The sequence below is a fragment of the Mesorhizobium xinjiangense genome (assembly GCF_009749525.1).
Classification (GTDB): domain Bacteria; phylum Pseudomonadota; class Alphaproteobacteria; order Rhizobiales; family Rhizobiaceae; genus Mangrovimarina; species Mangrovimarina xinjiangensis.
Map to the genome: position 1 here is coordinate 161,508 of NZ_WOAC01000003.1, position 25,452 is coordinate 186,959.

The 25,452-nt window shown below is 63.7% G+C and carries 28 protein-coding genes, 1 tRNA gene and 1 pseudogene; 9 read left to right on the forward strand and 21 right to left on the reverse strand.

What is annotated here, in order from left to right:
• The first annotated feature begins 14 nt into the window (after positions 1-14).
• The gene (locus GM909_RS04990) at positions 15-2,324 is read left to right on the forward strand and encodes a xanthine dehydrogenase family protein molybdopterin-binding subunit (protein WP_157015110.1); all 2,310 of its coding nucleotides are present in this window, start codon (positions 15-17) and stop codon (positions 2,322-2,324) included.
• Complete coding sequence (locus GM909_RS04995; protein ID WP_235911655.1) at positions 2,321-3,268, forward strand: DMT family transporter; 948 nt, start codon at positions 2,321-2,323, stop codon at positions 3,266-3,268. Before GM909_RS04990 ends, GM909_RS04995 begins: the two co-directional genes overlap by 4 nt.
• A 187-nt stretch (positions 3,269-3,455) precedes the next feature.
• Here GM909_RS04995 and GM909_RS05000 read toward each other — a convergent pair whose 3' ends face one another.
• Complete coding sequence (locus GM909_RS05000; protein WP_157015112.1) at positions 3,456-4,292, reverse strand: helix-turn-helix domain-containing protein; 837 nt, start codon at positions 4,290-4,292, stop codon at positions 3,456-3,458.
• A gap of 192 nt (positions 4,293-4,484) precedes the next feature.
• Positions 4,485-4,664 carry a Flp family type IVb pilin gene (locus GM909_RS05005; protein WP_157015113.1) on the reverse strand — a complete coding sequence of 60 codons (180 nt, stop codon included), beginning with the start codon at positions 4,662-4,664 and terminating at the stop codon, positions 4,485-4,487.
• A 358-nt stretch (positions 4,665-5,022) separates the two neighbouring features.
• Between GM909_RS05005 and GM909_RS05010 the strand changes: the two genes are divergently transcribed.
• Positions 5,023-5,412: a hypothetical protein gene (locus GM909_RS05010; protein WP_157015114.1), complete on the forward strand. Its 390-nt coding sequence runs from the start codon at positions 5,023-5,025 to the stop codon at positions 5,410-5,412.
• 236 nt (positions 5,413-5,648) lie between these two features.
• Here the strand turns inward: GM909_RS05010 and GM909_RS05015 are convergent, their stop codons facing one another.
• Positions 5,649-6,515, reverse strand: a complete 867-nt coding sequence (locus GM909_RS05015; protein WP_157015115.1) for a uracil-DNA glycosylase — start codon at positions 6,513-6,515, stop codon at positions 5,649-5,651.
• Positions 6,516-6,611: 96 nt separating this feature from the next.
• Entirely contained in the window at positions 6,612-7,235 is a 624-nt protein-coding gene (locus tag GM909_RS05020) for a hypothetical protein (RefSeq protein WP_235911656.1), read from the reverse strand.
• A 266-nt stretch (positions 7,236-7,501) separates the two neighbouring features.
• Between GM909_RS05020 and GM909_RS05025 the strand changes: the two genes are divergently transcribed.
• Positions 7,502-9,184: an electron transfer flavoprotein-ubiquinone oxidoreductase gene (locus tag GM909_RS05025; RefSeq protein ID WP_157015116.1), complete on the forward strand. Its 1,683-nt coding sequence runs from the start codon at positions 7,502-7,504 to the stop codon at positions 9,182-9,184.
• Positions 9,185-9,369: 185 nt separating this feature from the next.
• Here GM909_RS05025 and GM909_RS05030 read toward each other — a convergent pair whose 3' ends face one another.
• The 4 genes from GM909_RS05030 to GM909_RS05045 are packed head-to-tail and all read right to left on the reverse strand — an operon-like array spanning position 9,370 to position 12,376.
• On the reverse strand, positions 9,370-10,371 hold the full coding sequence (locus tag GM909_RS05030; protein ID WP_157015117.1) for an endonuclease/exonuclease/phosphatase family protein: 1,002 nt from the start codon (positions 10,369-10,371) through the stop codon (positions 9,370-9,372).
• Between the two features lie 53 nt (positions 10,372-10,424).
• The gene (locus GM909_RS05035) at positions 10,425-11,927 is read right to left on the reverse strand and encodes an AMP nucleosidase (RefSeq protein ID WP_157015118.1); all 1,503 of its coding nucleotides are present in this window, start codon (positions 11,925-11,927) and stop codon (positions 10,425-10,427) included.
• A 60-nt stretch (positions 11,928-11,987) separates the two neighbouring features.
• Positions 11,988-12,185, reverse strand: a complete 198-nt coding sequence (locus GM909_RS05040; protein ID WP_157015119.1) for a hypothetical protein — start codon at positions 12,183-12,185, stop codon at positions 11,988-11,990.
• Between the two features lie 14 nt (positions 12,186-12,199).
• Positions 12,200-12,376, reverse strand: coding sequence for a hypothetical protein (locus tag GM909_RS05045; protein WP_157015120.1), 177 nt, complete (start codon positions 12,374-12,376; stop codon positions 12,200-12,202).
• Positions 12,377-12,546: 170 nt separating this feature from the next.
• Between GM909_RS05045 and GM909_RS05050 the strand changes: the two genes are divergently transcribed.
• Complete coding sequence (locus tag GM909_RS05050; protein ID WP_157015121.1) at positions 12,547-13,251, forward strand: glutathione S-transferase family protein; 705 nt, start codon at positions 12,547-12,549, stop codon at positions 13,249-13,251.
• Positions 13,252-13,724: 473 nt separating this feature from the next.
• On the forward strand, positions 13,725-13,991 hold the full coding sequence (locus GM909_RS05055; protein WP_157015122.1) for an SEL1-like repeat protein: 267 nt from the start codon (positions 13,725-13,727) through the stop codon (positions 13,989-13,991).
• A 149-nt stretch (positions 13,992-14,140) separates the two neighbouring features.
• Here GM909_RS05055 and GM909_RS05060 read toward each other — a convergent pair whose 3' ends face one another.
• The 4 genes and pseudogenes from GM909_RS05060 to GM909_RS26255 form a co-directional block, all read right to left on the reverse strand.
• Positions 14,141-16,090, reverse strand: coding sequence for an acetyl/propionyl/methylcrotonyl-CoA carboxylase subunit alpha (locus tag GM909_RS05060; protein ID WP_157015123.1), 1,950 nt, complete (start codon positions 16,088-16,090; stop codon positions 14,141-14,143).
• A gap of 89 nt (positions 16,091-16,179) precedes the next feature.
• Positions 16,180-16,944, reverse strand: coding sequence for a VOC family protein (locus GM909_RS05065; RefSeq protein ID WP_157015124.1), 765 nt, complete (start codon positions 16,942-16,944; stop codon positions 16,180-16,182).
• Positions 16,945-17,078: 134 nt separating this feature from the next.
• Positions 17,079-17,201, reverse strand: a complete 123-nt coding sequence (locus GM909_RS26250) for a macro domain-containing protein (protein WP_268890740.1) — start codon at positions 17,199-17,201, stop codon at positions 17,079-17,081.
• A gap of 12 nt (positions 17,202-17,213) precedes the next feature.
• Positions 17,214-17,300, reverse strand: a pseudogene (locus tag GM909_RS26255) (macro domain-containing protein); the annotation flags it as partial.
• 186 nt (positions 17,301-17,486) lie between these two features.
• On the opposite strand from GM909_RS26255, the gene GM909_RS05075 reads away from it, so the two are divergent.
• Positions 17,487-18,074 carry a DUF922 domain-containing Zn-dependent protease gene (locus tag GM909_RS05075; RefSeq protein WP_157015126.1) on the forward strand — a complete coding sequence of 196 codons (588 nt, stop codon included), beginning with the start codon at positions 17,487-17,489 and terminating at the stop codon, positions 18,072-18,074.
• Between the two features lie 33 nt (positions 18,075-18,107).
• Here the strand turns inward: GM909_RS05075 and GM909_RS05080 are convergent, their stop codons facing one another.
• The 3 genes from GM909_RS05080 to GM909_RS05085 all read right to left on the reverse strand — a co-directional run bounded on the left by GM909_RS05080 (position 18,108) and on the right by GM909_RS05085 (position 19,293).
• Positions 18,108-18,377 (reverse strand): hypothetical protein, encoded by a 270-nt coding sequence (locus GM909_RS05080; protein WP_157015127.1) that lies wholly within the window; start codon positions 18,375-18,377, stop codon positions 18,108-18,110.
• A 116-nt stretch (positions 18,378-18,493) separates the two neighbouring features.
• Complete coding sequence (locus GM909_RS26260; protein WP_268890741.1) at positions 18,494-18,619, reverse strand: hypothetical protein; 126 nt, start codon at positions 18,617-18,619, stop codon at positions 18,494-18,496.
• Between the two features lie 290 nt (positions 18,620-18,909).
• Complete coding sequence (locus tag GM909_RS05085; protein ID WP_157015128.1) at positions 18,910-19,293, reverse strand: YciI family protein; 384 nt, start codon at positions 19,291-19,293, stop codon at positions 18,910-18,912.
• Between the two features lie 186 nt (positions 19,294-19,479).
• Between GM909_RS05085 and GM909_RS05090 the strand changes: the two genes are divergently transcribed.
• Complete coding sequence (locus GM909_RS05090) at positions 19,480-20,037, forward strand: dihydrofolate reductase family protein (protein ID WP_157015129.1); 558 nt, start codon at positions 19,480-19,482, stop codon at positions 20,035-20,037.
• Between the two features lie 54 nt (positions 20,038-20,091).
• On the opposite strand, the gene GM909_RS05095 is transcribed toward GM909_RS05090, so the two are convergent.
• The 6 genes from GM909_RS05095 to GM909_RS05120 form a co-directional block, all read right to left on the reverse strand.
• Complete coding sequence (locus GM909_RS05095; RefSeq protein WP_157015130.1) at positions 20,092-20,445, reverse strand: DUF2200 domain-containing protein; 354 nt, start codon at positions 20,443-20,445, stop codon at positions 20,092-20,094.
• Positions 20,446-20,514: 69 nt separating this feature from the next.
• Complete coding sequence (locus tag GM909_RS05100; protein WP_157015131.1) at positions 20,515-22,122, reverse strand: carboxyl transferase domain-containing protein; 1,608 nt, start codon at positions 22,120-22,122, stop codon at positions 20,515-20,517.
• Between the two features lie 9 nt (positions 22,123-22,131).
• The gene (locus tag GM909_RS05105; RefSeq protein ID WP_157015132.1) at positions 22,132-22,509 is read right to left on the reverse strand and encodes a type II toxin-antitoxin system VapC family toxin; all 378 of its coding nucleotides are present in this window, start codon (positions 22,507-22,509) and stop codon (positions 22,132-22,134) included.
• Positions 22,506-22,841: an AbrB/MazE/SpoVT family DNA-binding domain-containing protein gene (locus GM909_RS05110; RefSeq protein ID WP_157015133.1), complete on the reverse strand. Its 336-nt coding sequence runs from the start codon at positions 22,839-22,841 to the stop codon at positions 22,506-22,508. The genes GM909_RS05105 and GM909_RS05110 overlap by 4 nt, the downstream gene beginning before the upstream one ends.
• An 85-nt stretch (positions 22,842-22,926) precedes the next feature.
• Positions 22,927-24,087 carry an isovaleryl-CoA dehydrogenase gene (locus GM909_RS05115; RefSeq protein WP_157015134.1) on the reverse strand — a complete coding sequence of 387 codons (1,161 nt, stop codon included), beginning with the start codon at positions 24,085-24,087 and terminating at the stop codon, positions 22,927-22,929.
• The gene (locus GM909_RS05120) at positions 24,053-24,697 is read right to left on the reverse strand and encodes a TetR/AcrR family transcriptional regulator (protein ID WP_157015135.1); all 645 of its coding nucleotides are present in this window, start codon (positions 24,695-24,697) and stop codon (positions 24,053-24,055) included. Before GM909_RS05120 ends, GM909_RS05115 begins: the two co-directional genes overlap by 35 nt.
• Positions 24,698-25,047: 350 nt before the next feature.
• Between GM909_RS05120 and GM909_RS05125 the strand changes: the two genes are divergently transcribed.
• Positions 25,048-25,138, forward strand: a tRNA-Ser gene (locus GM909_RS05125).
• Positions 25,139-25,452 lie beyond the last annotated feature (314 nt).

Genomic DNA, 25,452 nt, shown 5'->3' on the forward strand with positions numbered 1-25,452 from the left:
CACCGGATGTATCAATGACCGTCTTGACGCCGAAATTTGGGATGGGCGCATCCGTTCTCCGTGTCGAGGATGCGGCCTTCATTACCGGCAAGGGGTGCTACACCGACGATATCGCGCCCGAGGGCGTGCTGCACGGCTATGTCCTGCGCTCGCCGGTTGCCAATGCCCGTTTCACCATATCGTCTCTCGACGAGGCCCGATCGGCGCCCGGCGTGCATCTCGTGCTGACCGGCGCCGACACCGCTCATCTCGGCGACCTTAAATCGGGCGTCATGCAAAAGCAGCCCGATGGCAGCATCGCGCCGACGCGCGACATTCCGGTCCTGTGCCGCGATCGCGTGCATTATGTCGGCGATGCGGTTGCATTCATCGTCGCCGACAGCCGCGGCGAGGCTCAGGACGCGGCCGAACTGATCGAGGTCGACTACGACGATGAGGAGTCGATTGCCGGCACGGCCGAGGCGCTGGCGCCGGACGCGCCTCTCGTCTGGCCCGAACTCGGCACGAACAGGTCCTTCGAATACCGGATCGGCAAGGCGCGCGAAACGGATGCCGCCTTCGCGGCGGCCGGGAAAGTCGCCAAGGTCCGCTTTCACAACAACCGCCTGGTCTGCAACTACATGGAGCCGCGTGCGGCGATCGGCGAGTGGAAGGATGACGAGAACCGCTTCGTGCTGACGACCGGATCGCAGGGCGTGCATTCCATGCGCGCCGTCATTGCCGGCCAGGTGATGAAGATCGATCCGGAAAAGCTGCGCGTCGTCACCCCCGATGTCGGCGGCGGGTTCGGGCCCAAAACCTTCGTCTATCGCGAATATCCGCTGGTTCTCGAAGCGGCGAAGCGGCTTGGCCGGCCGGTCAAATGGACCGGCGACCGCAACGAGCATTTCCTGACGGACGCGCAAGGGCGCGACAACGTCGTCGAAGCCGAGATGGCGATGGACGGCGAGGGCCGCTTCCTCGGCCTGCGCATCCGGCTGATCGCCAATATGGGCGCCTACAACTCGCAATACGGGCCGTTCATTCCCTTTGTCGGGGCGAGCATGTCGACCGGCGTCTATGATATCGAGGCGCTCGACGTGACTATCCTCGGCGTCTTCACCAACACCTGTCCGGTCGATGCCTATCGCGGGGCGGGACGGCCGGAAGCCGCGCTGCTTCTGGAAAAGCTGGTCGACGAATGCGCCCGCGAGATGGACCTGCCGGCCGACGAGATCCGTCGGCGCAATTTCATCCGCCCGGAGCAGTTCCCCTACAGGACGCCGACCGGCCGGGTTTACGATGTCGGCGAGTTCGAGGGCCATCTGGAGGCGGCGCTGGAACGCGCCGGCTGGACGAGCTTTGCCGAACGGCTCAACGAGGCGAAGGCGCGCGGCCGCATCCGGGGCTTTGGCCTTGCGACCTATATCGAGGCCTGCGCCTTTGCCGGTTCCGAGCCCGCCCATATCGAATTGAACGGCGACGGCACGGTGACGCTTCTGATCGGCACCCAGTCGAACGGCCAGGGCCACGCGACCGCCTATGCCCAGTTCGTCGCCGACAAGCTCAACCTGCCGATCGAGCGCATCAAGGTCCACCAGGGCGACACCGACCGCCTGGCGAGCGGCGGCGGCACGGGCGGCTCGCGCTCTATCCCGCTCGGCGGCGTCTCGGCGGCGCGCGCCGGCGAGGAGCTGTCGGAAAAGATCAGGAAGATCGCCGCTGACGAACTGGAGGCTTCCGCCGCCGACATCGAACTCGTCGACGGCACGGCGCGCATCGTCGGCACCGACCGGGTGATGGATTTCGCGGCCGTTGCCAAGGCGGCCAAGGCACCGGACGACCTGAAAGGCTTCGGCGAGTTCGTCCAGGACGAAGCGACCTATCCCAACGGTACCCATATCTGCGAGGTCGAGATCGACCCGGAGACGGGAACGACCGAGATCGTCGGCTACACCATCGTCGACGATTTCGGCGCCACGGTGAATCCGATCCTGCTGGCCGGCCAGGTCCATGGCGGCGTGGTGCAGGGCATCGGCCAGGCGCTGACCGAAAACACCGTCTATGACGAGGACGGGCAGCTCTTGACGGCGAGCTTCATGGACTACGCCATGCCGCGCGCCGACACCGTGCCGTCGTTTTCCTTCGAGACGCGCAACGTGCCCTCGACCACCAATGCGATGGGCATGAAGGGGGCCGGCGAGGCGGGCACGATCGGCTCAACGCCGGCCGCGCTCAACGCCGTCACCGACGCGCTCTACCGCGCCTATGGCATCCGGCATATCGAGATGCCGGCGACGCCGATGCGCATCTGGCAAGCGATCCGGGACGCCACGATGAAGTGAGCGTTCTTTCGGCCGATACAGCCCGCCCGCTGACGGGAATCACGCTGAAGACCCTGTCGGTCTGCGCCTTCGTGACCATGTCGTCCTGCATCAAGGCGGCGCCGGGCGTGCCGGCGGGTCAGGTCGTTTTCTTCCGCTCCTTCTTCGCCATCCTGCCGGTCGTGGTCATGCTGGCCTGGCGGCACGAGCTTGCCACGGCGCTCTACACGACCCGGCCGTTCGGCCACATCACGCGCGGCCTCGTCGGCGTCGGCGCCATGGGCCTCGGCTTTTTCGCACTCACCCGGCTGCCGCTGCCCGAATGGATCGCGCTCAACTATGCCCAGCCGCTGCTGGTCGTCGTCTTCAGCGCGCTCATCCTGGGCGAGACGGTGCGCATTTTCCGCTGGAGCGCCGTCATCGTCGGCTTCATCGGCGTCATCATCGTCTCGTGGCCGAAAATGACGCTTCTTACATCGGGCGCCGGCCTTGGCGACGGCGAGGCCGTCGGCATCATCGCCGCGCTTGTCGGCGCGGCGATCTCGGCCATGGCCATGCTGCAGGTGCGCCGTCTCGTGCAGACGGAAAGGACGGCGACGGTCGTCATCTGGTTCTGCCTGACGGCGACGGTCGCCGGGCTTGCCACCTGGCCCTTCGGCTGGGTGCAGCCGGATGCCTGGCAGGCTTCGCTCCTGATCGCGGCCGGCATTTTCGGCGGCGTGGGGCAGATCCTGATGACGGAAAGCTACCGCCACGCGCCGCTGTCGACCATTGCGCCGTTCGAATACACTTCCATGCTGCTCGGCATCGTCATCGGCTTCTTCGTCTTCGGCGAGGTCCCGACCGCCCATGTCGTCGTCGGCGGGTCGATCGTCGTGGCGGCGGGGCTCTTCATCATCTGGCGGGAAAACCGGCTCGGACTGCCGCGCGGCAAAGCGCGGAAGGTCACGCCGCCGCAGGGGTGAGGTTTCCTGCTCTTGGGCGGGGATGTCGCACTTGCCCCCTCCACCGCCTTCGGCGGCTCCCCGTGGTTGCGGCGCCTGCTCCTCCCCTGCGAAGCGGGGGAGGGGGACCATGCGAAGCATGGTGGAGGGGGCATGCAGGCTCAAACGTGATTGTCCCCGAGGCGAGCCGCGGCGATGATGACCACGCTCACTGCGCCGTCGATCCCTGTGCTGCCCGCTGCGCCGCCATGGCCCTCAATACCTCGCCCGTGCGCTCATCGGCGGCAAAGAAGGATTCTACGGCGAGTTCCGACAGCGAAACGTCGAGCGGCGTTCCGAAGACGGTGATGGTCGAAATAAAGGAGAGCGTTTCCGCGCCCGTCCTGATTTTCAGCGGCACGGCGACCAGCGCCCCGTCGGCTCTCTTGCGCGGCGGAGCAGTACGGTGCGGCGCCGGATAGGCCTTCAATTCTTCTTCCAGCGCCACCAGGCCCGCATCGCCTATCGTGTCGTTGAGCTTGCGCAGCCGTTCCAGGAGGTGGTCGCGCCATTCGGAGAGATTGACGATGCGCGGCGCCAGTCCCTTGGGATGCAGGCTGAGCCGCAGCACATTGACCGGCGGCTCAAGCAGCGCGGCGTCCGCCACGCCGTCGAGCAGCGGCGCCAAAGCGGCATTGGCCTTGACGAGGTTCCAGTGCCGGTCGACGGCAAGCGCGGGATTGGGCTCGTGTCCCTTGAGCACAAGTTCGACCGCCCGCATCGCCGCATCGAGCGAGGGGTCGTCGAGCCGGCGCTCGCTAAAGGCCGGCGCATAGCCGGCGGCCAGCAGGATGCGGTTGCGCTCGCGCAGCGGGATTTCCAGGCGTTCGGCAAGATGCAGCACCATGTCGCGCGAGGGCACGGAGCGGCCGCTTTCGACAAAGCTCAGATGGCGCTGCGAGATGTCGGCCTCGAACGCCAGGGCGAGCTGGCTCAGGCGGCGGCGCGTGCGCCATTGGCGGATGAGGGCGCCGGCATCCGGCGCTGTATCGGCAATTGGTTCCATGGCGCCCAGCTTAGCCGAGGCGTGTTCTGCGTTCTATTACGCGAGAGGTAATGTGAGAGAGCGGGCAAAGCGGAAGGAAAACGAACGAGAAGGAATGTTGCCATTGAGGCAGTGGCCCGATCTGTCCTGCCCAAACAAAAAAGGGACCGCCAAGCTGGCGATCCCTCAGCACTCTGTCAAGGAAACAGAGTCTTACTGGGCGGTGTTGGCCGTCGTCAGCGTATCGCCAACCTTGTCAAAGGTCGCGTCGAGCTGCGTACCAACCACCGAAGCCGCGCCGATGATGACGACGGCGATCAGGGCGGCGATGAGGCCGTATTCGATGGCGGTGGCGCCGGATTCATCCCGGACGAAACGCTTGATCATGTTCATTGTCAAGTTCCTCTGTTGTGACAGCTTCCTGTATCAGGCGTGATCCGTTCTACACGCGGCCTCTTGCTGTCACGTTAAGAAGTAAGGTGAAACAGGTCTTAACCACAGAATGGTTGATGTATATCTATTGTGATTATTCAAATTTTATTTTGTTTTGCCTTTTGTTTCCGGCGGCGCAGCAAGGATCTCCTGCGCCCGACGAGTCGCTGCACGCGTGCGGCCGATCCGGCCAATGCTCTATGCTGATCGCATTACCTCCCGCGTAATCGCCAGCACGACCTGGCCGGGCCATCCTCGGGACAAGTCGGCGCGAGCTGAAAGACCAGCGCCGGCGCGAACCCAACCGAGGAGACCCGCAATGACCGTCACCATCACTCCCTTCCTGCGCAAGGCCCTTCTTGCCGATGCCCTCGTCAGCGGCGCGGCCGCCTTTGTCATGGCCGCCGGGGCGGGCGTGCTCGACCCGCTCACCGGCCTGCCCGCCGCGCTTTTGTTCTGGGCAGGTCTCGCGCTCATCCCGTTCGTTTTGGTGCTGGCCGTCGTCGCCCGGCGTGAGACGGTGTCGCGCCTGGTGCTGATCGACATCATCGCCATCAACGCGCTGTGGGTGGCGGGAAGCTTCGCGATCCTGCTCGCGGGCGCCGTCGCGCCCAATCTGCTCGGCTATGTCTTCGTCGCCGCCCAGGCCCTCACCGTGGCGCTGTTCGCCGAGCTGCAATTCGTCGGCCTGCGCCGTTCGGCCGCTTGAAGATGAAAACGTCCGGGAGACCGAGGGCGGGGAGCCAAATCCCCGGACTTCTCCCCCCAAGCGCGCGTCCACCCCCTCCACCATGCTTCGCATGGTCCCCCTCCCCCGTTTACGGGGGAGGATCAAGTGATGCCGTCGGCTCCTCCCCTGCGAAGCGGGGGAGGGGGACCGCCGAAGGCGGTGGAGGGGGCGTAAAGACCCAAACGCGGTTGCCACCGCCGGCCACTCCGTTGCCGTCAGCCCGCGTCGAGATCCCGCAGCTTCGCCTTGATTTCGAGAAAATCGCGCCAGGCCAGCCGCTTGTGCGCCGGGTTGCGCAACAGATAGGCCGGGTGCAGCGTCGGCATGGCGGGAACGGCGAGGCCGCCCGCCGTCTCGTGCGTGCGCCATTTGCCGCGGAACTTCAAGATGCCTTCCTGCGCATGAAGCAGCACCTTGGCCGACGGTCCGCCCAGTGTAATGAGCACCTTCGGATTGGCGAGCTCGATCTGGCGCTCGATGAAGGGGCGGCAGATTTCCGTCTCGAGCGGCGTGGGCGTGCGGTTGCCCGGCGGCCGCCAGGGAATCACGTTGGCGATATAGGCGCTGTCGCGCGTCAGGCCGATCGCCGCCAGCATACGGTCGAGCAGCCGGCCCGAGCGGCCGACGAAGGGCAGCCCTTCCAGGTCCTCGTCGCGGCCCGGCGCCTCGCCGACGAACATGACGCCGGCATTCGGATTGCCGTCGGCGAAGACGAGGGTCTTCGCCGTCGATTTGAGATTGCAGCCGTCGAAGCCGGCGAGAAGGTCGCGCAACTCGGCGAGCGTGGCCGCCTGGCGCGCCAGTTCGCGCGCGCGCAGCGCCTGCGCTTCGTCTGGCACGGAGAGCCTGGGTTCGTTCCTCGATGCGTCCGTCCGGTTGGACGGTCTGCTCGCCGGTGCTGTTGCCTCCGTGTCTCCGCGTCTGGCGGCGCCGGGCTCCGGGGAAGGGGAGGGCGCAGGCGCAGCGGGGGGTCGGCGCGCAGCAATTGCCGTTGCGGCAAACCGGTCGACCGGCTGCTCCTGGAGCGCCTCGTCGACGCCGCTGTCGGCGTAAAAGTGCAATATGTCGCGTAGGCTGGGCAAAGTCGGTGTCCGTTGCGGCGCGCTCGATCGTTCTCCTCTACACCACCTGCCGCCGGCCGTTAACCGGCAAGCGCGCGCCGGTGGCTCTTTTGACCGTCAGGATGAGGGAATGCGCGGATCCTGGACGAGGAAAAACCGTTCAACCGGTGTGAAGTCGGAAATCAGGAAGCCGAACTGCGCCATCTCGCCGGGATCGACGAAGCCGTCGCGAAACAAAAGCCGGTCATAGGGCTCGAAGTCGCGGCTGAAACGCGAGAAGCCGGTAACCGTCAGGTTGTCGCCTTCGGTGCGCCGCTGGTCGAACGACAGCCCGTCGCCAAATACGCTCGGCTGGCCGAGGACTTCCTGCAGCTCGAATTCGAACTCGGTCCAGGCCAGTTCGCTGGCGTTGCGGGCGACGATAAGGACGTAGAGGAACCCGTTGACGAAGCCTTCCTCCACCGCATGGGGCTTGATCGGCGCTTCGGTGCGGATGACCAGCGTGACCGGACTGGCGGAATAGAATTCCTGGTCGATGACGACGGGATCGTCCGCGGTTCCGCGTCCCGACACAGCGAGAATGCGAAATCCGCCCTTCTCGTCGGAAAAGCTGTAGGCACCGGCCCGCCAGGTCGCCGATGCCGCCTCCTCGGCGTTTCCCGGAACGGTCCAGACCACACCGCTCAGCAACGCCGTCACGGCTGCCGCGATCGCGCTTGCCACGGTTTTGTGTGTCGCCATTTGTCTCAATATGGCGCAGATCGGGCGCGGTGCAAAATATGCGACCAATCGTCAGGACGACATTGACGTTTACGTGAAGGTAATATTCATGCGACATGCCGGCATGGCCGTCTGCTTGCTTTTGACGCGGCGGCGGGTTGTGGTATCGCAGCGTCGGAACGACGCTGGTCCAGCGCGTTCGACATTTGAGTCCTCGGCGAGCCGAGTTTATGGGACGACCAACCAAGGGACGGCGCCGAATGGCGTGACGAGTTGCGGAGGCAGGAATGAGCGAAACAGAACGTGAAAGCATGGAGTTCGACGTCGTCATCGTCGGCGCGGGCCCGGCCGGACTTGCAGCGGCAATCCGCCTCAAGCAGCTCGATCCGGAGCTTTCCGTCGTGGTGCTCGAAAAGGGCGCCGAGGTCGGCGCCCATATCCTGTCGGGCGCCGTGGTCGATCCCGTCGGCATCGATCGGCTGCTGCCCGGCTGGCGCGAGGAGGGCGACCATCCCTTCAAGACGACGGTCAACGACGACCAGTTCCTGATGCTCGGGCCGGCCGGCGCCCTGAAGCTGCCCAATTTCCTCATGCCGCCGCTGATGAACAATCACGGCAACTACATCGTCTCGCTGGGCAATGTCTGCCGCTGGCTCGCCGCCAAGGCGGAAGCCCTTGGCGTCGAGATCTATCCGGGCTTCGCCGCCACCGAAGTGCTTTATAATGACGAAGGCGCGGTGATCGGCGTGGCGACCGGCGACATGGGTGTGCATCGCGACGGAACACACGGGCCCAACTACGCGCCGGGCATGGCGCTTCTCGGCAAATACACGCTGATCGGCGAGGGCGTGCGCGGTTCGCTCGCCAAGCAGCTGATCGAGAAATACGATCTGTCGAAAGACCGCCAGCCGCAGAAATTCGGCATTGGCTTGAAGGAATTGTGGGAGGTCAAGCCGGAAAACCACAAGCCCGGCCTTGTGCAGCACTCCTTCGGCTGGCCGCTCGGCACCAAGACCGGCGGCGGCTCGTTTCTCTACCATCTGGAAGACAACCAGGTGGCCGTCGGTTTCGTCGTTCATCTGAACTACAAGAACCCCTATCTGTCGCCCTTCGAGGAGTTCCAGCGCTTCAAGACGCACCCGGCCATCCGCGGCACCTTCGAGGGCGGCAAGCGCATCTCCTACGGCGCGCGCGCCATCACCGAAGGCGGCTTCCAGTCGGTGCCGAGGCTTTCCTTTCCCGGCGGCGCGCTCATCGGCTGCTCGGCCGGCTTTGTCAACGTGCCGCGCATCAAGGGCTCGCACAATGCGGTGCTGTCGGGCATGCTGGCGGCGGAGCACGTGGCCGAAGCCGTTGCCGCCGGCCGCGCCAATGACGAGATCGACGGCTACGAGGCGGCCTGGCGCGGCGGCGACATCGGCAAGGATTTGAAGAAGGTGCGCAACGTCAAGCCGCTGTGGTCGCGTTTCGGCCTCTATCTGGGCATCGGGCTCGGCGGCCTAGACATGTGGATGAACACGCTGTTCGGCTTTTCGCTCTTCGGCACGATGAAGCACGCCAAGCCGGACTACGCCTCGCTCGATCCGGCATCCGAGCACGAGCCCATCGCCTATCCCAAGCCCGACGGGGTGTTGACCTTCGACCGGCTGTCGTCGGTCTTCCTGTCCAATACCAATCACGAAGAAGACGAGCCGATCCATCTGCAGGTCAAGGATCCGGAACTGCAGAAGGCTTCGGAATACGATGTCTATTCGGGGCCCTCGACGCGCTATTGCCCGGCCGCCGTCTATGAATGGGTGGATGCCGACGGCAATTCGGTCGCCGCCCACCCCGGCAACCCGGATGCGCGCTTCGTCATCAACGCGCAGAACTGCGTGCACTGCAAGACCTGCGACATCAAGGATCCCAACCAGAACATCAACTGGGTGCCGCCACAAGGCGGCGAAGGACCGGTCTATCCGAACATGTGAGGAGAGACCGCGTCCGTCTCGACCGCCGTCAACGAAGGAGTCCGGCGAAGGACCGGTCTATCCGAACATGTGAGGAGAGACCGCGTCCGTCTCGACCGCCGTTAACGAAGGAGTCCGGCGAAGGACCGGTCTATCCGAACATGTGAAGGCGCGACCAAGCTCAGTGGCTCGAAGCCGAGCCACCATTACCCCGCCCGGGCCAGCGCGATTGGTCCGTCTGCCCCGGGTCGGAGCGTAAAATCGACGATGACGGGCAGGTGGTCAGAGCCCGCGTTCGGGCCGGTGACGGCATTCAGGACGTCGAGCCTTCCTTTCCACATCACCTGATCGATCGGCAGGCCGATCGTGCGCCGCAGCATGTCCGGCAGCGCGCGGTGCAGCCATGTCGGGCCGATCCCCCGGGCGATTTCAAGCCCGCCGGCCCGGGCGACATTGCGCACCGTCGCGCTCCAGGGCGCGGCGTTGAAGTCACCGGCCACAAGCACCGTGTCGCCCAGCGTCTCCAATTCGCGCCCCAGATCGGCGACCTGTTCCGTCTGACCATAAGGCCATGGCCAACCCAGATGCACTGCCACGATCTCGGCGGTCCGCCCGCCGAAATCGATCGGCGCGACGGCAAAGCTGCCGCGGTCGGCGCAACGCGGTGCCCGACCCTCGACAAAGGGCCGGCGCGACAGGATGGCCACCGCACCGATCGGATTGGTCGTCTGGCATATGATTCGGTACGGGTAGGACGCCTTCAGGGGATCGAGCTTGCCGCGCCACATGATTGAAACTTCGTCCAGCGTGACGACGTCGGGCTTTTCGTGGGCGATCGTCGAGAGCACCCTGGCCGGGTCGTGGTGATCGAAGCGCAGATTGAGCTGCATCAAGCGGTAATGCGCCGCTGGGCCGCCGGCGCCGGCGCCGGCCTTGGCTGAAAAGGGCGTGTAGGTTCCCGCCAGCGTCGCTGCCGCAATGACCAAGGCGAGCGCCGCTGCCGCCAGGTTGCGCAACAACAGCAACGCGACGCCGCAGGCGCCGGTCAGCGCCCCGAGATGCAGCCGAAAATGCGCCAACGAGTCGAGCGCCGGGTGAAGATCGTTGAAATAGCCGCCCGCCAGGGCGAGGGCCGACCCCACCGCGACAACGAGAACGGCGCTCTCCAACCGGCTTTTCGCCAATTCCTTTGTTGCCCCTCTCGCCATGCGGAACGTCTAACCCGGCAAATGCGGCGCCAAAAAGGTGGCGCCATCGTGCCTCACTGGAACGCGGTTTCGGAGAAACTTCTCAGCTTGCGCGAATGCAGCCGTTCGATCGGCATTTCGGACAGTTTCTCCAGCGCCTTCATGCCGATGGTCAGGTGCTGGGCCACCTGGCGCTTGTAGAAGTCGGTCGCCATGCCGGGCAGCTTCAATTCGCCGTGCAACGGCTTGTCGGAGACGCAAAGAAGCGTGCCGTAGGGCACGCGGAAGCGGAATCCGTTGGCCGCGATGGTGGCCGATTCCATGTCGAGCGCGATGGCGCGCGATTGCGAGAGCCGCTGCACCGGACCGCGCTGGTCGCGCAGTTCCCAGTTCCGGTTGTCGATCGTGGCCACCGTGCCGGTGCGCATGATGCGCTTGAGGTCGTAGCCCGCAAGGCCGGTGATTTCCGCCACCGCTTCCTGCAGCGCCACCTGGATTTCGGCGAGCGCGGGGATCGGCACCCAGACCGGCAGGTCGTCGTCGAGCACGTGATCCTCGCGCACATAGGCGTGCGCCAGCACATAATCGCCGAGCGCCTGGCTGTTTCTCAGGCCCGCGCAATGGCCGAGCATCAGCCAGGCATGCGGCCGCAAGACCGCGATGTGGTCGGTGATCGTCTTGGCGTTGGAGGGGCCGACGCCGATATTGACCATGGTGATGCCGCCATGGCCGGGCTTGGTCAGGTGATAGGCCGGCATCTGCGGCATGCGCACCAGCGACGGGTCGCCCTCGGGCTGGTCCTGGCCGGCCGGCGTCACGATATTGCCGGGTTCGATGAAGGACGAATAGCCGCCGCCCCCGCGAGCCATCAGGTCGCGCGCCAGGACGATGAACTCGTCGATATAGAACTGGTAGTTGGTGAACAGGACGAAGTTCTGGAAATGGCGCGGGCTGGTCGCGGTGTAGTGCGACAGCCGGTGCAGCGAATAGTCGATGCGCTGTGCGGTGAACGGTGCCAGCGGCATGGGCTCGCCCGGCGCCGGCTCGAATGTGCCGTTGGCGATATGGTCGTCGGTTGCGTTGAGGTCGGGCACGTCGAATATGTCGCGCAGCGGCCGCTTGATATGGTCGGCCGCCGACGCCTCGACATAGCTTCCTTCCAGAAAGGCGAAGTGGATCGGGATCGGCGTTTCCGATTCCGAGATGGTGACGGGCACGCCGTGATTGCGGATGATGTGGCGGATCTGCTCGGCGAGATAGGGTTCGAACAGATCCGGCCGCGTCACCGTGGTGGCATATTGGCCGGGCGAGGGCATGTGGCCATAGGCGAGCCGCGTATCCACATGGTCGTAGGAGGAGACCGTGACGCCGAGTTCGGGATAGAAGGCACGGTAGCGCTGGCCGCTTTCGCCCGACTTGGCGAGATTGTTGAAGGCATCGCGCAGGAACGCGGTGTTGCGTTCATAGATGGTGCGCAGCGCCTTCACCGCGGCGTCCGCGTCGTTGAAGCTCTGGCGGGCGAGCGGCTCTGGCCGCGCGACCGATTGAATGGGTTGTGGGTAAATTTGCTTGTCCATGTCCCATTATAGAGACAGATATTGCGACAGGGGAGTGGCACAGGCCAAGAATCTGTTGTTTCACCGCGCCCTCTTCAGCCCGGCCACGATCACCAGCCCGGCACCGCTCGAATGCTTGAATGTGCCGTCGATGATCGTGCCGCCATTGCCGGCAAAGCTTGGGATGGACAGGACCGGCACTGCCAGAAACGTCAGGAGCACGGCAAGCCGCAAGGATGTGGCGGCGATCTGGCACAGTCGTGCGAAGCTCGGTGTCATGGCATCGGTTCCTTTCAGCCTCGACCATGCTGCGGCTGCAGGCAGGCCGGACGGTCGTCGAACGAACAGGGAACCAACACGCCATTCGGCCGCTGGTCGGCCATGCGTTGCGCTTGCGTCACGGCGGCCGAAAGGCCGGCGCCGAAGAGCGCGATGAGCAGGCAAACGATGGCGAAGCGGCGTATGAGCATCGGTTGGCTCCCTTCTTGCCGCCCGTTATGCCCGAAGGGGCCTGAACCCGTTCTGAGGGGGCCGTTCATCCGACGTTCAAAATAATTGACGCCGCGCACCTCTTTGCCCGCGCGCCGCGACTGGTTATCTGTGAGGCGAACACTTGCGATTGCAGAGACTGGAGACAGGCATGGCAGAGCAGACAAAGCCGATCGAACTTTACTACTGGCCGACGCCGAATGGCTGGAAGGTTTCCATCATGCTCGAGGAACTTGGCGTTCCCTACGAGGTCAAGTTCGTCAATATCGGCAAGGGCGAGCAGTTCGAGCCGGCTTTCCTGAAAATATCGCCCAACAACCGCATGCCGGCGATCGTCGATCCGCAAGGCCCGGACGGCGCTCCGATTTCTGTCTTCGAATCCGGAGCGATCCTGCAATATCTCGGCCGCAAGTTCGGCCGCTTCTATCCCGCCGAGGAGCGCGCCCGCGTCGAGGTCGATCAGTGGCTGTTCTGGCAGATGGGCGGTCTCGGTCCGATGGCCGGCCAGGCGCATCATTTCCGCCAATATGCGCCGGAGACGATTCCCTATGCCGTCGACCGCTACACCAATGAGGTCAATCGCCTTTATGGCGTCATGAACAAGCGCCTGGCCGACCGTGACTTCCTGGCCGGCGACTACTCGATCGCCGACGTGGCCTGCGTCGGCTGGGTCAAGCCCTACAAGAACCAGGGGCAGGACCTGGAAGACTTCCCCAATCTCAAGCGCTGGTTCGAAGTCATCATGGCGCGCCCGGCCGTCGAGCGTGGCCTGGCGGTCGGCGAGGAATACCGCCGCAACATCGCCAATGACGATGAGGCCAAGAAGGTGCTTTTCGGCCAGAAGGCGCGCGCCTAGAGCATGTCCCGCTCAAACGGCAACGTTTGAGCGAAAGGTGCATGCTCCAGCATATTGATCTGGCGCGCATTGCCGAGAGGTCGAGACCGGTTCTCCGCCCGGAATTGCAGATCATCCAGACGAAAGAGGCGGCCCGACGGGTCGCCTCTTTGCATTTGGCCATACGCTGCCGCCGGATCAGATAACGCTGCTTGTGACCGTTCGGTGACCGGCGACCATGCGGCGTGGTTAGCGTTTCCTTTCGCCACGGCAGTCGGATTTTAAGCGCATTTGAGCCGGATGCCGCACAATCGCTGCCTTCCCATCCTTAACGAATTTCTACGTTTACCGCTTGTTTTCATTTTGTTTTCTTCAAATTAAGCACGCCATTTAACGACGCATTCAAGCCCATCCGGCATTCTCGCAACCATCGAAAGACAAGCGGGCGCACAGAAAACAGACCCGCCGATTGCTGCAAGACAGGGACTGGGACAATGGCACGATTTGAAATGCTTGACGCCGGTTTCGGCGATATCGGAACGACCGCTCAGGCCGACATCCTTCTCGAGCTCGGCATGATGTACGCGACCGGCCGCGATTGTGATGTCGACATGGTGGCGGCGCACAAATGGTTCAACATCGCCGCGATCAAGGGCAGCGAGCGCGCCGCCGGCCTGCGTGCCGATCTCGCCTCCACGATGTCCAAGCCGCAGATCGCAAAGGCGCTGCGCGAAGCGCGCGAATGGATGACGGCGCATTAAGTAGGCGAGCCAGAAAGCAAATAGGCAGGGAGGCAGCCGCACCGGCCGGCAAGAGCGGGCGGGCTGCAGACAACAGGAACCGCGATCGGCCAAATTCACAATGGCTGGCGCGGTTTCCTGCATTGTGGACCGGAGTGGAGCGGTTGGCGTTAGCCTTCCTCGAACCGCACCAGCACCGTGCCGTCCGACACCTGTGCGCCTTCCGGCGCGATTTCGGCGACCACCCCGTCATGCGGGGCGGCGATGGTATGCTCCATCTTCATCGCCTCCAGCACGAGCAGCGGCTGGCCCTTCTTCACCATCGCGCCGGTCTCCGCCTTGACCAGCTTGACGAGCCCCGGCATTGGGGCGCGCAGCGCATCGCCGCCGGCCGCAATGTCCGCCGCCTCCTCGAATGGATCGGGAATGCGGAACGTGTGTCCGACCGCCCTTTCGAACACGGTGACATGACCCGGCCATGCCACGATGCGCGCACCGTCGGTGGCGTCGACGATCATATCGCCTCCTTCGCCGGAAAGAGCGATTGCCGCCTTGCCGCCCGGTCGCATCGATACGCTGGCCGTGGTGAGCGCTTCGTCCTTGATCAGCTTGACCCGCTTGGCGATCGTCCCGAAATGAGTATAGCCGGTGAACGCGTCCCACGGGTCCGCGCTCCTGGCCTCTGCATAGCCGGACGCGGCAAGGGCCGCATGGGCGAGCACGGAACGTGACGGGCCGGGCAGTGCGGTGAGTTCGGGCCGCTTGCGGTCGATCAGGCCGGTGTCGACATCGCCGGCGGCAAAATCGGCCTCGCTTGCCAGCGCCAGGAGGAAGGGAATGTTGGTCGTCGAGCCGGCAATCTCCGTCGCTTCCAGCGTCCGGGCGAGGGCGGACAAGGCGGCTGGCCGGTCGCCGGCATGGGTGACGAGCTTGGCGATCATCGGATCGTAATAGGGCGATATCGCATCGCCCTGGCGCACGCCGGTTTCGACCCGCAATTTCGCTCCCGTTTCGTGGATTTCTGGAAAGTGCAGATGATGCAGCGTGCCGACGGCCGGCAGAAAGCCTTTCGCCGGGTCCTCGGCATAGACGCGCGCCTCGAAGGCATGACCCGCAAGCGTGATTTCGTCCTGGCGTTTCGGCAATTTTTGTCCCGCGGCCACTCGCAACTGCCATTCGACGAGATCGACGCCGGTGACCATCTCGGTGACGGGATGCTCGACCTGCAGGCGCGTATTCATCTCCATGAACCAGAAACGGTCGGGTCTGAGGCCTTCGGATGCATCGACGATGAACTCGATCGTGCCGGCGCCGCAATAGCCGATCGCCTCGGCAGCCTTGACGGCGGCCTCGGTCATCGCCGCGCGCATCGCCTCCGTCATGCCGGGGGCAGGGGCCTCCTCGATCACCTTCTGGTGGCGGCGCTGGGCTGAGCAGTCGCGCTCGAACAGATGAACGACATTGCCGAAATTATCGCCGAAGACCTGCACCTCGATATGGCGCGGCTTCTCGATATATTTCTCGATCAGCACCGCCTCGTCGCCGAAGGCGGCCTTGGCCTCGCGCTTGGCACTGGCCAGCGCGTCGGCGAAGTCGTCCGGGTGATCGACCCGGCGCATGCCCTTGCCGCCGCCGCCGGCGCGCGCCTTGATGAGCACCGGATAGCCGATCTCCTTCGCCTTGCCCGCCAGAAGCACCAGCGCTTGGGCCTCGCCGTGATAGCCGGGCACCACCGGCACGCCAGCCTTTTCCATCAGCCGCTTGGCCGCATCCTTCAGCCCCATGGCGCGGATGGATGCGGCCGAGGGACCGATGAAGACGAGGCCGGCGGCGCTCACCGCATCGACGAAATCCGGATTTTCTGACAGGAAGCCGTAGCCGGGATGGATCGCCTTCGCACCCGTCTGCCTTGCCGCCTCGATGATGGCGTCGGCCCTGAGATAGCTCTCGGCAACCGGGGCCGGGCCGATGCGCACCGCCTCGTCGGCCATGGCGACATGCAGCGCGCGGGCATCGGCATCGGAATAGACCGCGACGGTCTGGACGCCCATGCGGCGCGCGGTGCGGATGATGCGGACGGCGATCTCGCCGCGATTTGCGATCAGGATCTTGGAAAACATGGAGCCTCCTCTGCGTGCCCATCAATAGCGGGCAGCGCAGAGATTTGCACCAGCTTGTTTGCACGTGCCGGAGCTCCGGGCCGAAGCCGTCAGGAAGTCCGCTGCATCAGGGCAAACATGGCACCCTGCGGGTCCTGCGCCTGAATGATGTGGTCGCCGCCGGGCACCTCGATCGGACCAAGCGTGACCGTGCCGCCGGCGGATTTCACGCGCTCGGCGGCTGCGTTGATGTCGGCGACGTTGAAATAGAACAGCCACACCGGTTCAGGCGCCTGCGGCGGCTTGTCCATCATGCCTCCGGTCTGCTTGCCGTCGACCGAGAAGAGCTGATAGGTGCCCATTTCGCCCATGTCGAACGCCTCGTCGCCGGTCCAGCCGAACTGGCCGGAATAGAAGTCGAGCGCGGCTTTCCAGTCGCCGGTATAGAGTTCGTGCCAGCCGATCGTGCCGGGCGCGCCTGCCGGCAGCGGGGGCTGGTCGGGCCCGTTGGGCGTCATCAGCATGAAGGTCGCCCCTTGCGGGTCGGCGACCGCCGAGAAGCGGCCGACTTCGGGTATGTCGGAGGGCTCGCGGTGCACCTTGCCGCCGGCAGCGCGCAGGCTTTCGGTTGCCGCGTCGACGTCTGCGGCGTGGATATAGCCAAGCCACATGGGTGGCACGCCCATCGCCTTCACGTCCTCGGGGATTGTCATCAGCCCGCCGACGCCCTGCTCGCTGCCCTCGGGCTTCATGATTATATAGGGGAATTCGCCGGGCCAGGTATCATGCGTCCATCCCACGACCTTGGTGTAGAAATCCTTTGCCGCGTCGAGGTCGGTGGTCATCAGTTCGTACCAGAAGAAGTTCGAAGCCATTGGTTCCTCCCTTGAATGCCGCCTGCGCAACTGTGACATGCGTTTATATCAACATAAAGTCGCTTCGACCGGTTCCGGACATCTCCTGCCATACGTTCTTCTGGGGGAGAGGAGGGATCGTCGGCCCGGAGCGCTCAGCGCTCTCGCGATGCCGTGATCGCCTGGTGGTGCAGTCTCGCCGCCGCATCGTCGAAACAGCAGAAGATGACGCGCTCGGGCATGTCGCCTTGCGCCAGGAAGGCGGCGACGGTCGACACGGCGATATGCGCTGCCGCGTCCTTCGGATAGCCGTAGACACCGGTCGAGATTGAGGGAAAGGCGACGGAACGGCAGGCATTTGCAAAGGCGAGTTCCAGCGCCCGGCTCCTTCTGCGACGTCAAGAATTGACAAAGGCGGTCGTGAAGGCTGATCTCCCCCTTGAGGGGGAGATGCCCGGTAGGGCAGAGGGGGTGCGAAGGGGTGCCACGCCATTCGAAATATTTGCGGCAAGCCGAACGCAATATGCTTTAGGCTGCGCTCAAGCACCCAATCCGGAGGGACGATGAGAACGGGCCTGTTGATCTTCGCCGTCATTGCACTGGCTGCTGCGCCCGCCCGTGCCGACTGGCAGGCGGTGGAGCGCGTCGAGCCTTACGCGATCTCCGGGCAAAGCGGCATCGCGCTCTACCGCTCGATCGGCGAAAACGGCCCCAAGGTCGGTATCGGCCGGGTGGTCGCCTATACCACCTTCGATCTGAAATGGTCGCGCGACTATCGCGAAGAGGCCGGCGCCTGCCGGCTGGCCGCGGCCAGGCCGCATCTCATCTTCATCTACAAGCTTCCGAAACCCTCCGGGCCGCTGCCTGCGGCGACGAAGCGAAGCTGGGATACGTTCATCGACGGCATCGCGGCGCATGAGCGCGTGCATGGCGAGATCATCGTCGACATGGTCAAGAAGATCGAGGCTTTCTCCGTCGGCCTCGCCGTGGCGAACGATCCCGGGTGTCGGAAAGTCCGGCAGGTGTTGAAGAAGCGTCTCGTCCAACTGTCGCAGGAGCAGCGCGCCCGAAGCCGCGAGTTCGACCGCGTGGAGATGAGCGAGGGCGGCAATGTGCACCGGTTGATTTTGGGGTTGGTCAACGGCGGATAGTTTGGTTGTTCGTGATGCGTGGTTTGCTTGTGATTACCGGCTATTGCGCCCCATCGACCAAAGACTTTCGGCGGCGCACTCGGCTCTGCCGTGACCCGCAACCAGCCCCATCGACCCCGCCTCTATCTTGACCAGATAGTCCGCGATCTTCGAGGCTGGGGAGCGGTTGGCCAGCAAGGTTTCGATCGTCCGGGCATAGGCATCGTATTCGTCTTCTACCGCTCTCTCCCCGCTGATCCCGATGGGGTCCCACTCGGCCAGGAAAACACGGCGGATTTCTGCGAACCTTGATTTCTCGCACATCTTCTATCCAACTTGCGTTGTCCTGCGCAGCGTCGCATGGCTATTGCCATCTTGTGTGATCTTCGTACCGCAACTTCGACCCTATGTCAGTCAAACGGGCTTTCCGTCAGGGCGGATCAATACCAGGGTCGTTCCGGTCGCCGCGGCAGATCTATGCCATAGGCTTTCAGTGGCTCGATCAGGTCGTTGCGATCGTGGCTGGTGATGCCGAAGTGCTTTTCCAGATAATTGCTTGCGCCCACGCGGCCCGGCCTCCTTGATCACATTGAGCGCCGCTACCACCTGTTTGTGCAGCCTGTTGTACCCGGTGACGTTATCTGCGCGATCGGCAGCGGCCTGTTGCTGGAGCCTGCGCACGAATTCCTCGATCCAGGATTCAAGGGATCTATCGGATCGCTTCAAAATCATACCCGAGTTCCTCGTCTCAGAACCTCAATCCGCCGGGCGCCATCATCACTTTGACCGCCTTGAACGGCGTGTGTGAGGAGTATGCCCGAGCTTCGGTTGCAGTTTCGTCGCGAAGAACGCCCCGTTAGTTCTCCTCCCCACCGCCGATCTGCGCGCCGGGCAGATAGAGCATGATCGGGCGGATCTCGTAGACGGCGGTCGGGTTGGCGCGGCGCATTTCGCGTGCCGCCTCGATCGCGCCGTCGATGGTCGGGAAATCGACGACATACAAGCCGAGCAATTGTTCCTTCGTCTCGGCGAAGGGACCGTCGATGACCATGCCGTCGCCGGCGCCGCGCAGCGTCTTGGCTTGCCCGGTCGGCCCGAGCCGCGCGGCCGGGCCGAGATGCTTCTCGGCGATGAGCCGGTCATTGATCTCGAGCAACTCGTCCATCAGCGCGGCGTCCTCCTCCTCGCTCCAGGAATCGACCACACTTTCGGCGTGGTAGGCCAGAATTGCGTATTGCATGGGTGTCCTCCCTGATGTCGGCACGGTCGGCTTAGCATGCCGGCGGCGGTTGCGGAAATCGGCGCGCCCAGCGTCGCAGGGAGGCTCAGTAGCGGCAACGGACAAAATCTCGAAAAACCGATTGCAATCTGCAATCAGTTATGAGATGTAAAGCCGGCGTAAAAGGCAACCGGAGAGGAGATCGGCATGCGCAAGATCGTTGCCTGGAATCTGATGTCGCTCGACGGCTTCTTCGAGGGAGCCAAGAGCTGGGAGCTCGATTTCCACATGACGGCTTGGGGCGACGAGCTCGAAGCCTTCAGCCTCAGCCAGGCCGAGGAGATCGGCACGCTGCTCTTCGGCCGGGCGACCTATGAAGGGATGGCAGCCTACTGGTTGAAGGAGACCGGGCCGATTGCCGATTTCATGAATGGCGTGGAAAAGGTCGTGGCCTCGCGATCGCTTGGAAAGGTGAGTTGGAACAACAGCCGTCTGCTCGAAGGCGAACTGCCGGGCGCAGTCAAAAAGCTCAAGGATGAACCGGGCAAGGACATCTATGTCTTCGGCAGCGCTGATCTGGTGGCGAGCCTGCTCAGGCACGGGCTGGTCGACGAATACCGCCTTTGCCTCGCGCCGGTTGTGCTGGGCCGGGGAAACCCGCTGTTCAAGCCGTCCGAAGGCACGCTGAACATGAAGCTGACGAAGACCACGCCGCTCAAAACCGGCGCCGTCATCCTCTATTACGAGCCGCAATATCGGGGCTGAGGCGGGCGCCTCATCTTTCTGCCCACTGGGGGGAGGCCGAAGCGAGAGGGCGGATCATTGCGCGCGCAGGATCTTGTCCATCGCCTTTCCCCGCGCCAACTCGTCGATCAGCTTGTCCAGGTAGCGGATTTCCCGCATGACCGGCTCTTCTATTTCCTCGACACGGACGCCGCAGACCACGCCTTTGATCAAGGCCCGCGATGGATTGAGGTTCGGGGCGTTGCCAAAAAACGTCTCGAAGTCAGTACTTGATTCAAGGATGGCTTTGAGAGCCCCGGGGCCGTAACCGGTCAACCAGAAGATGATCTGATCGACTTCCGCCTGGGTGCGTCCCTTCTTCTGCGCCTTTGCAACATAGTGCGGATAGACGCTCGCGAAACTCGTCGTATAGATCCGGTGTCTTGCCATGGTTGCTCCAAAGGTCGATCATCGAAGCATAGGACGCCTGAGGTCATCCAGCGCGTTGCCGCAATGCACTCACATCCTGAACACGCCGAACTTCGTTTCTTCGATGGGCGCATTGAGTGCCGCCGACAGCGACAGCGCCAGCACCTCGCGGGTCTTCGCCGGATCGATGATGCCATCGTCCCACAGCCTTGCGGAAGAATAGAGCGGGTGACCCTCACGTTCGTATTTTTCCAGGATCGGCGCGCGGAATTCGGCTTCTTCCTTTTCCGACCAGGTGCCGCCCTTGCGCTCGATGCCTTCGCGCTTGACCAGCGCCAGCACCGTCGCCGCCTGCTCGCCGCCCATCACCGAAATGCGCGCATTCGGCCACATCCATAAAAAGCGCGGCGAATAGGCACGCCCGCACATGCCGTAATTGCCCGCTCCGAAGGAGCCGCCGATGATGACGGTGAATTTCGGCACGCGCGCCGTGGCGACCGCCGTCACCAGCTTGGCGCCGTCCTTGGCGATGCCGCCCGCCTCGTATTTGCGCCCCACCATGAAGCCGGTGATGTTCTGCAGAAAGACGAGCGGGATATTGCGCTGGCAGCACAGTTCGATGAAATGCGCGCCCTTTTGTGCGCTTTCGGAGAAAAGCACTCCGTTGTTGGCGATGATGCCGACCGGCATGCCGCACAGCCGGGCAAAGCCGGTGACCAGCGTGGTGCCGTAATTGGTCTTGAACTCGTCGAGCTCGGAGCCGTCGATGATGCGCGCGATCACCTCGCGCACGTCATAGGGCTGGCGCGTGTCTTGAGGCACGATGCCGTGGATTTCTTCTGACGGCAGCAGGGGAGGGATGGCTGGCTGTATGTCCAGGCTTACATTCTTCGTCCGGTTCAGGTTCTTCACGATGCGGCGCACGGTGGCCAGCGCATGCTCGTCGTCGACCGCGTAGTGATCGGCCACGCCCGATTGACGCGTGTGCACTTCGGCGCCGCCGAGATCTTCCGCCGAAACCTCCTCACCGGTCGCCGCCTTCACCAGCGGCGGGCCGCCGAGGAAGATCGTCGCCTGGTTCTTCACCATGATCGTCTCGTCGCTCATCGCCGGCACATAGGCGCCGCCCGCCGTGCACGAGCCCATGACGCAGGCGATCTGCGGAATGCCGGCCGCACTCATATTGGCCTGGTTGTAGAAGATGCGGCCGAAATGATCGCGGTCGGGAAAGACCTCGTCCTGGTTGGGGAGGTTGGCGCCGCCTGAATCGACCAGATAGATGCAGGGCAGGTTGTTCTGCATCGCAATTTCCTGGGCGCGCAGGTGTTTCTTGACCGTCAAAGGATAGTAGGTGCCGCCCTTCACCGTGGCGTCGTTGACGACCACCATCACCTCGCGGCCCTCCACGCGGCCGATGCCTGCGATCATCCCGGCGGACGCGATATCGCCGGAATACATTTCCCAGGCGGCGAACTGGCCGATCTCGAGAAAGGGCGAGCCGGTATCCAGAAGCTGGGCGAGCCGTTGGCGCGGCAGCAGCTTGCCGCGCGTGACATGACGTTCGCGCGCCTCCTCAGACCCGCCGCGCTGGATCTCGGCCGCCTTGGTGGCAAGGTCGTCGACCAGCCCGCGCATCGTTCCGGCGTTGGACCGGAAGGTCTCGGAGGAGGGGGAGATCTGCGATTGGATGACGGGCATGGGGGTTCCCTAGCGGATGAGTTCGATCTTGCAGCCGACATTCAGGTCGGCCCATTTGCGGTCGGCGGTCAAGGCGGTGGCGTTCTCGCGGATCGCCAGCGCCAGGCAGGCGCGGTCCCCGAGCGAGAGGCCCTTGTGTCTCGTTCCCGCGCGAAGTTTGCCGGCCAGGCGGGCAAGCTCAAGGTCGAATGCCTTGACGCCGAGGCTGAGACCATCGCATCGCAGCGCGGCCATCTCGGGCGAGAGGCCCTTGTCGATCTGCTTGGCGACGATCTCAGTGACGTTGACGGATGAAACGAACGCGTCCCTGAAATATTCTCGCGCCTTTTCGGCGCCCGCTTCCTTGAAAAGAAAGGCAAGGACGACCGAGCTGTCGAGGACGATCATTCCTCTCCCCACATGGCTCTGCGTTCTGCCAGGAATTCGTCGACGACGCTTTCGCCCGGCTTCTTGTAGCTCGATACGTCTTCTTGAATGCGGCGGAGGTTTTCCTCGTAGGAAAGGACGTGCAATTCGCCGTCTTCGACATGCGCAATCAGGGTGTCGCCGGGCTTGACGCCCATTTTTTCACGCATCGAGGCAGGGATGACGAAACGGCCGCCCTCGCCGAGCTTCACGCGCTCGAATTGCGGCGTTTCCTTCAGCATCTCTTCGCGCAGGTCGGCGCTGAATTCGCTCTGCGGGTTCTCGCCGAACCCCTCTTTCTCCCCGACGGGCATGATCCAGTCTCCGCGGCCGTTGCCATGAAGTCACAACATGCCACATCTTCTATTTTATGTCACTCTGCTACGACTTTGTCAGCCCTCATCCTTCAGCCATGATCTCGCGGCCGATCAGCCAGCGCCGGATCTCGCTCGTCCCCGCGCCGATCTCGTAGAGCTTGGCGTCGCGCAACAGCCGCCCGGTCGGATATTCGTTGACATAGCCGTTGCCGCCCAGAAGCTGCAGCGCGTCGAGGGCGCATTGGGTGGCCTTCTCCGCCGCAAAGAGCACGCAGCCGGCTGCATCCTTGCGCGCCGTCTCGTCGCGGTCGCAGGCCGCCGCCACGGCATAGACGTAGGCGCGCGCCGCGTTCGTCGTGGCATACATGTCGGCAAGCTTGCCCTGGACAAGCTGGAACTCGCCGATCGGCCGGTCGAACTGCTTGCGCTCATGCACGTAGGGAACGGCGACGTCGAGGCAGGCCGCCATCAGGCCGAGCGGTCCGCCGGCCAGCACCACGCGCTCATAGTCGAGTCCGGACATCAGCACCTCGACCCCGCGCCCTTCCTCGTGCAGCACGTTGTCGAACGGCACCTCGACATCCTCGAAGACGAGTTCTCCGGTGTTGGAGCCGCGCATGCCGAGCTTGTCGAGCTTCTGGGCGACCGAAAAGCCCTTCATCGTCTTTTCGACGATCATCGCCGTGATGCCGCGCGATTGCTGCTCGGGATCGGTTTTTGCGTAGACGACCATCGTGTCGGCGTCCGGCCCGTTGGTGATCCACATCTTCGAACCGTTGAGCACATAGCGGTCGTTCTTCTTCTCGGCCCTCAGCCGCATGGAGACGACGTCCGAGCCGGCGCCCGATTCCGACATGGCGAGCGCGCCTACATGCTCGCCCGCGCACAGGCCGGGCAGATATTTCTGCTTCTGCTCGGCCGTGCCCCAACGGCTGATCTGGTTGACGCAGAGATTGGAGTGGGCGCCGTAGGACAGGCCGACCGAGGCGGAGGCGCGCGAAATCTCCTCCACTGCCACCACATGCGCCAGATAGTTCATGCCCGAGCCGCCATAGTCCGGCTCTGCGGTGATGCCGAGAAGACCGAGCGCACCCATCTCGCGCCACAGATGGGCGGGAAAATCGTTGTTTGCGTCGATTTTGGCTGCGATCGGGGCGATGTTTTCCTGCGCGAAGCGGTGCACCATGTCGCGCAGCGCCTCGATCTCCTCACCCAGCCCGAAACTCATCGAATGCGTGTACATCGTTGTCCTCCGCATGCTCTCGCGCTCCAACGAGGCGCATTGTCATGACATGGTATTTATCGGCGACTTCGTCGACGGAAAGCCTTTCGTCGGGCCTGAACCAGACGATGACGCCGGTGATCATCTGAATGATTGCCATCGCCGTCAGCGCCGCGTCCTCGACGGCGAAGGCGCCGGCAGCCGCTCCCTCACGCAGAATCTGGCGCAACTCCTTCTCATAGGCCGTGCGCAGCCGCAGGATCGCCGTCAGCCTGTCCGGCGAAAGGCTTCTGAGCTCCATATTCGACACGTGGGTGGAACGACGGCGCTCGATGTGGAAGCGGATGTGATTGCGCACGAAAGCGGCCAGGCACACTTTCGCCGGTGCGGCGGGCTGCGCGACGGATTGCCAGGAGTCGATGAGCTGTTCCATGTGCTCGCGCATCAGCGTGAACAACAGCTCTTCCTTGGTCGGGAAGTAGCGGTAGAGGGCGGCTGCCTGTACGCCAACCTCGGTTGCGAGCTGACGCATGGAGACGGCCTCGTAGCCATAGCGCGCGATGAGGTCGACGGCCGCCTCGCGGATCGCCGCTTCCGTCTTTTCGCCATGTGAGCCTACCGTGCGGGCCATGCGCTGCTCCCTTCCGCATAGGAATAAAACGAACGTTCAATTAATTCAAGGCGGCATTTGCATTGTTGGGAGACGTCGACGGGCGCACGATGCGGTGCTGCGCCTTTTCCATTCCCAGAGTGCCAAGTGATCATTCCGGCGCGCGGCAAAGACGAATCAGGTAGAATGCGGGACGCGGTGGGCCTGAAGTCTCCTCTGTTGGTCGACTGCCCCGTGGCCAAGAGGTTGCGGGGCTCTTTTGATCAAGGCCTCGTTCGGCGAATGACCGCATGCAACCGCCGGATCGAAATGGTGGAATTTTCCGCAAGAACCCTTGTGCGTCCAAGCGTTCCGGTCTATCCACACCCGCCGGAGAGGTGGCCGAGTGGTCGAAGGCGCTCCCCTGCTAAGGGAGTAGGCTCCAAAAGGGCCTCGAGGGTTCGAATCCCTTCCTCTCCGCCACTTCGGAACAAATCCTGGAACGCCAATTCCCGCCGATTTCCCTCTTTTTCTCCATGCCATGTTCGAGTCTGTTCTTGTCATTAGGGTTCCAAGCCGCAACAAAGTTGGGGGAACTATGTGGCGCCGATTCTCGAATCGCCGCTAGCTAAGTCGCTAACGCTACCGAATGAATCCGTTGGAGCGGATCGCATGTGGACTGGCCCCCGGCGAACGGGGACATCACGCCGGTGGGCTTCTATGCACAGGCGTTCGCCCTCCTTCGAGGCCGTGCTCGGGGTGCTCTATACCGTCATCCTGTTGTCGCGCCCGGTGGG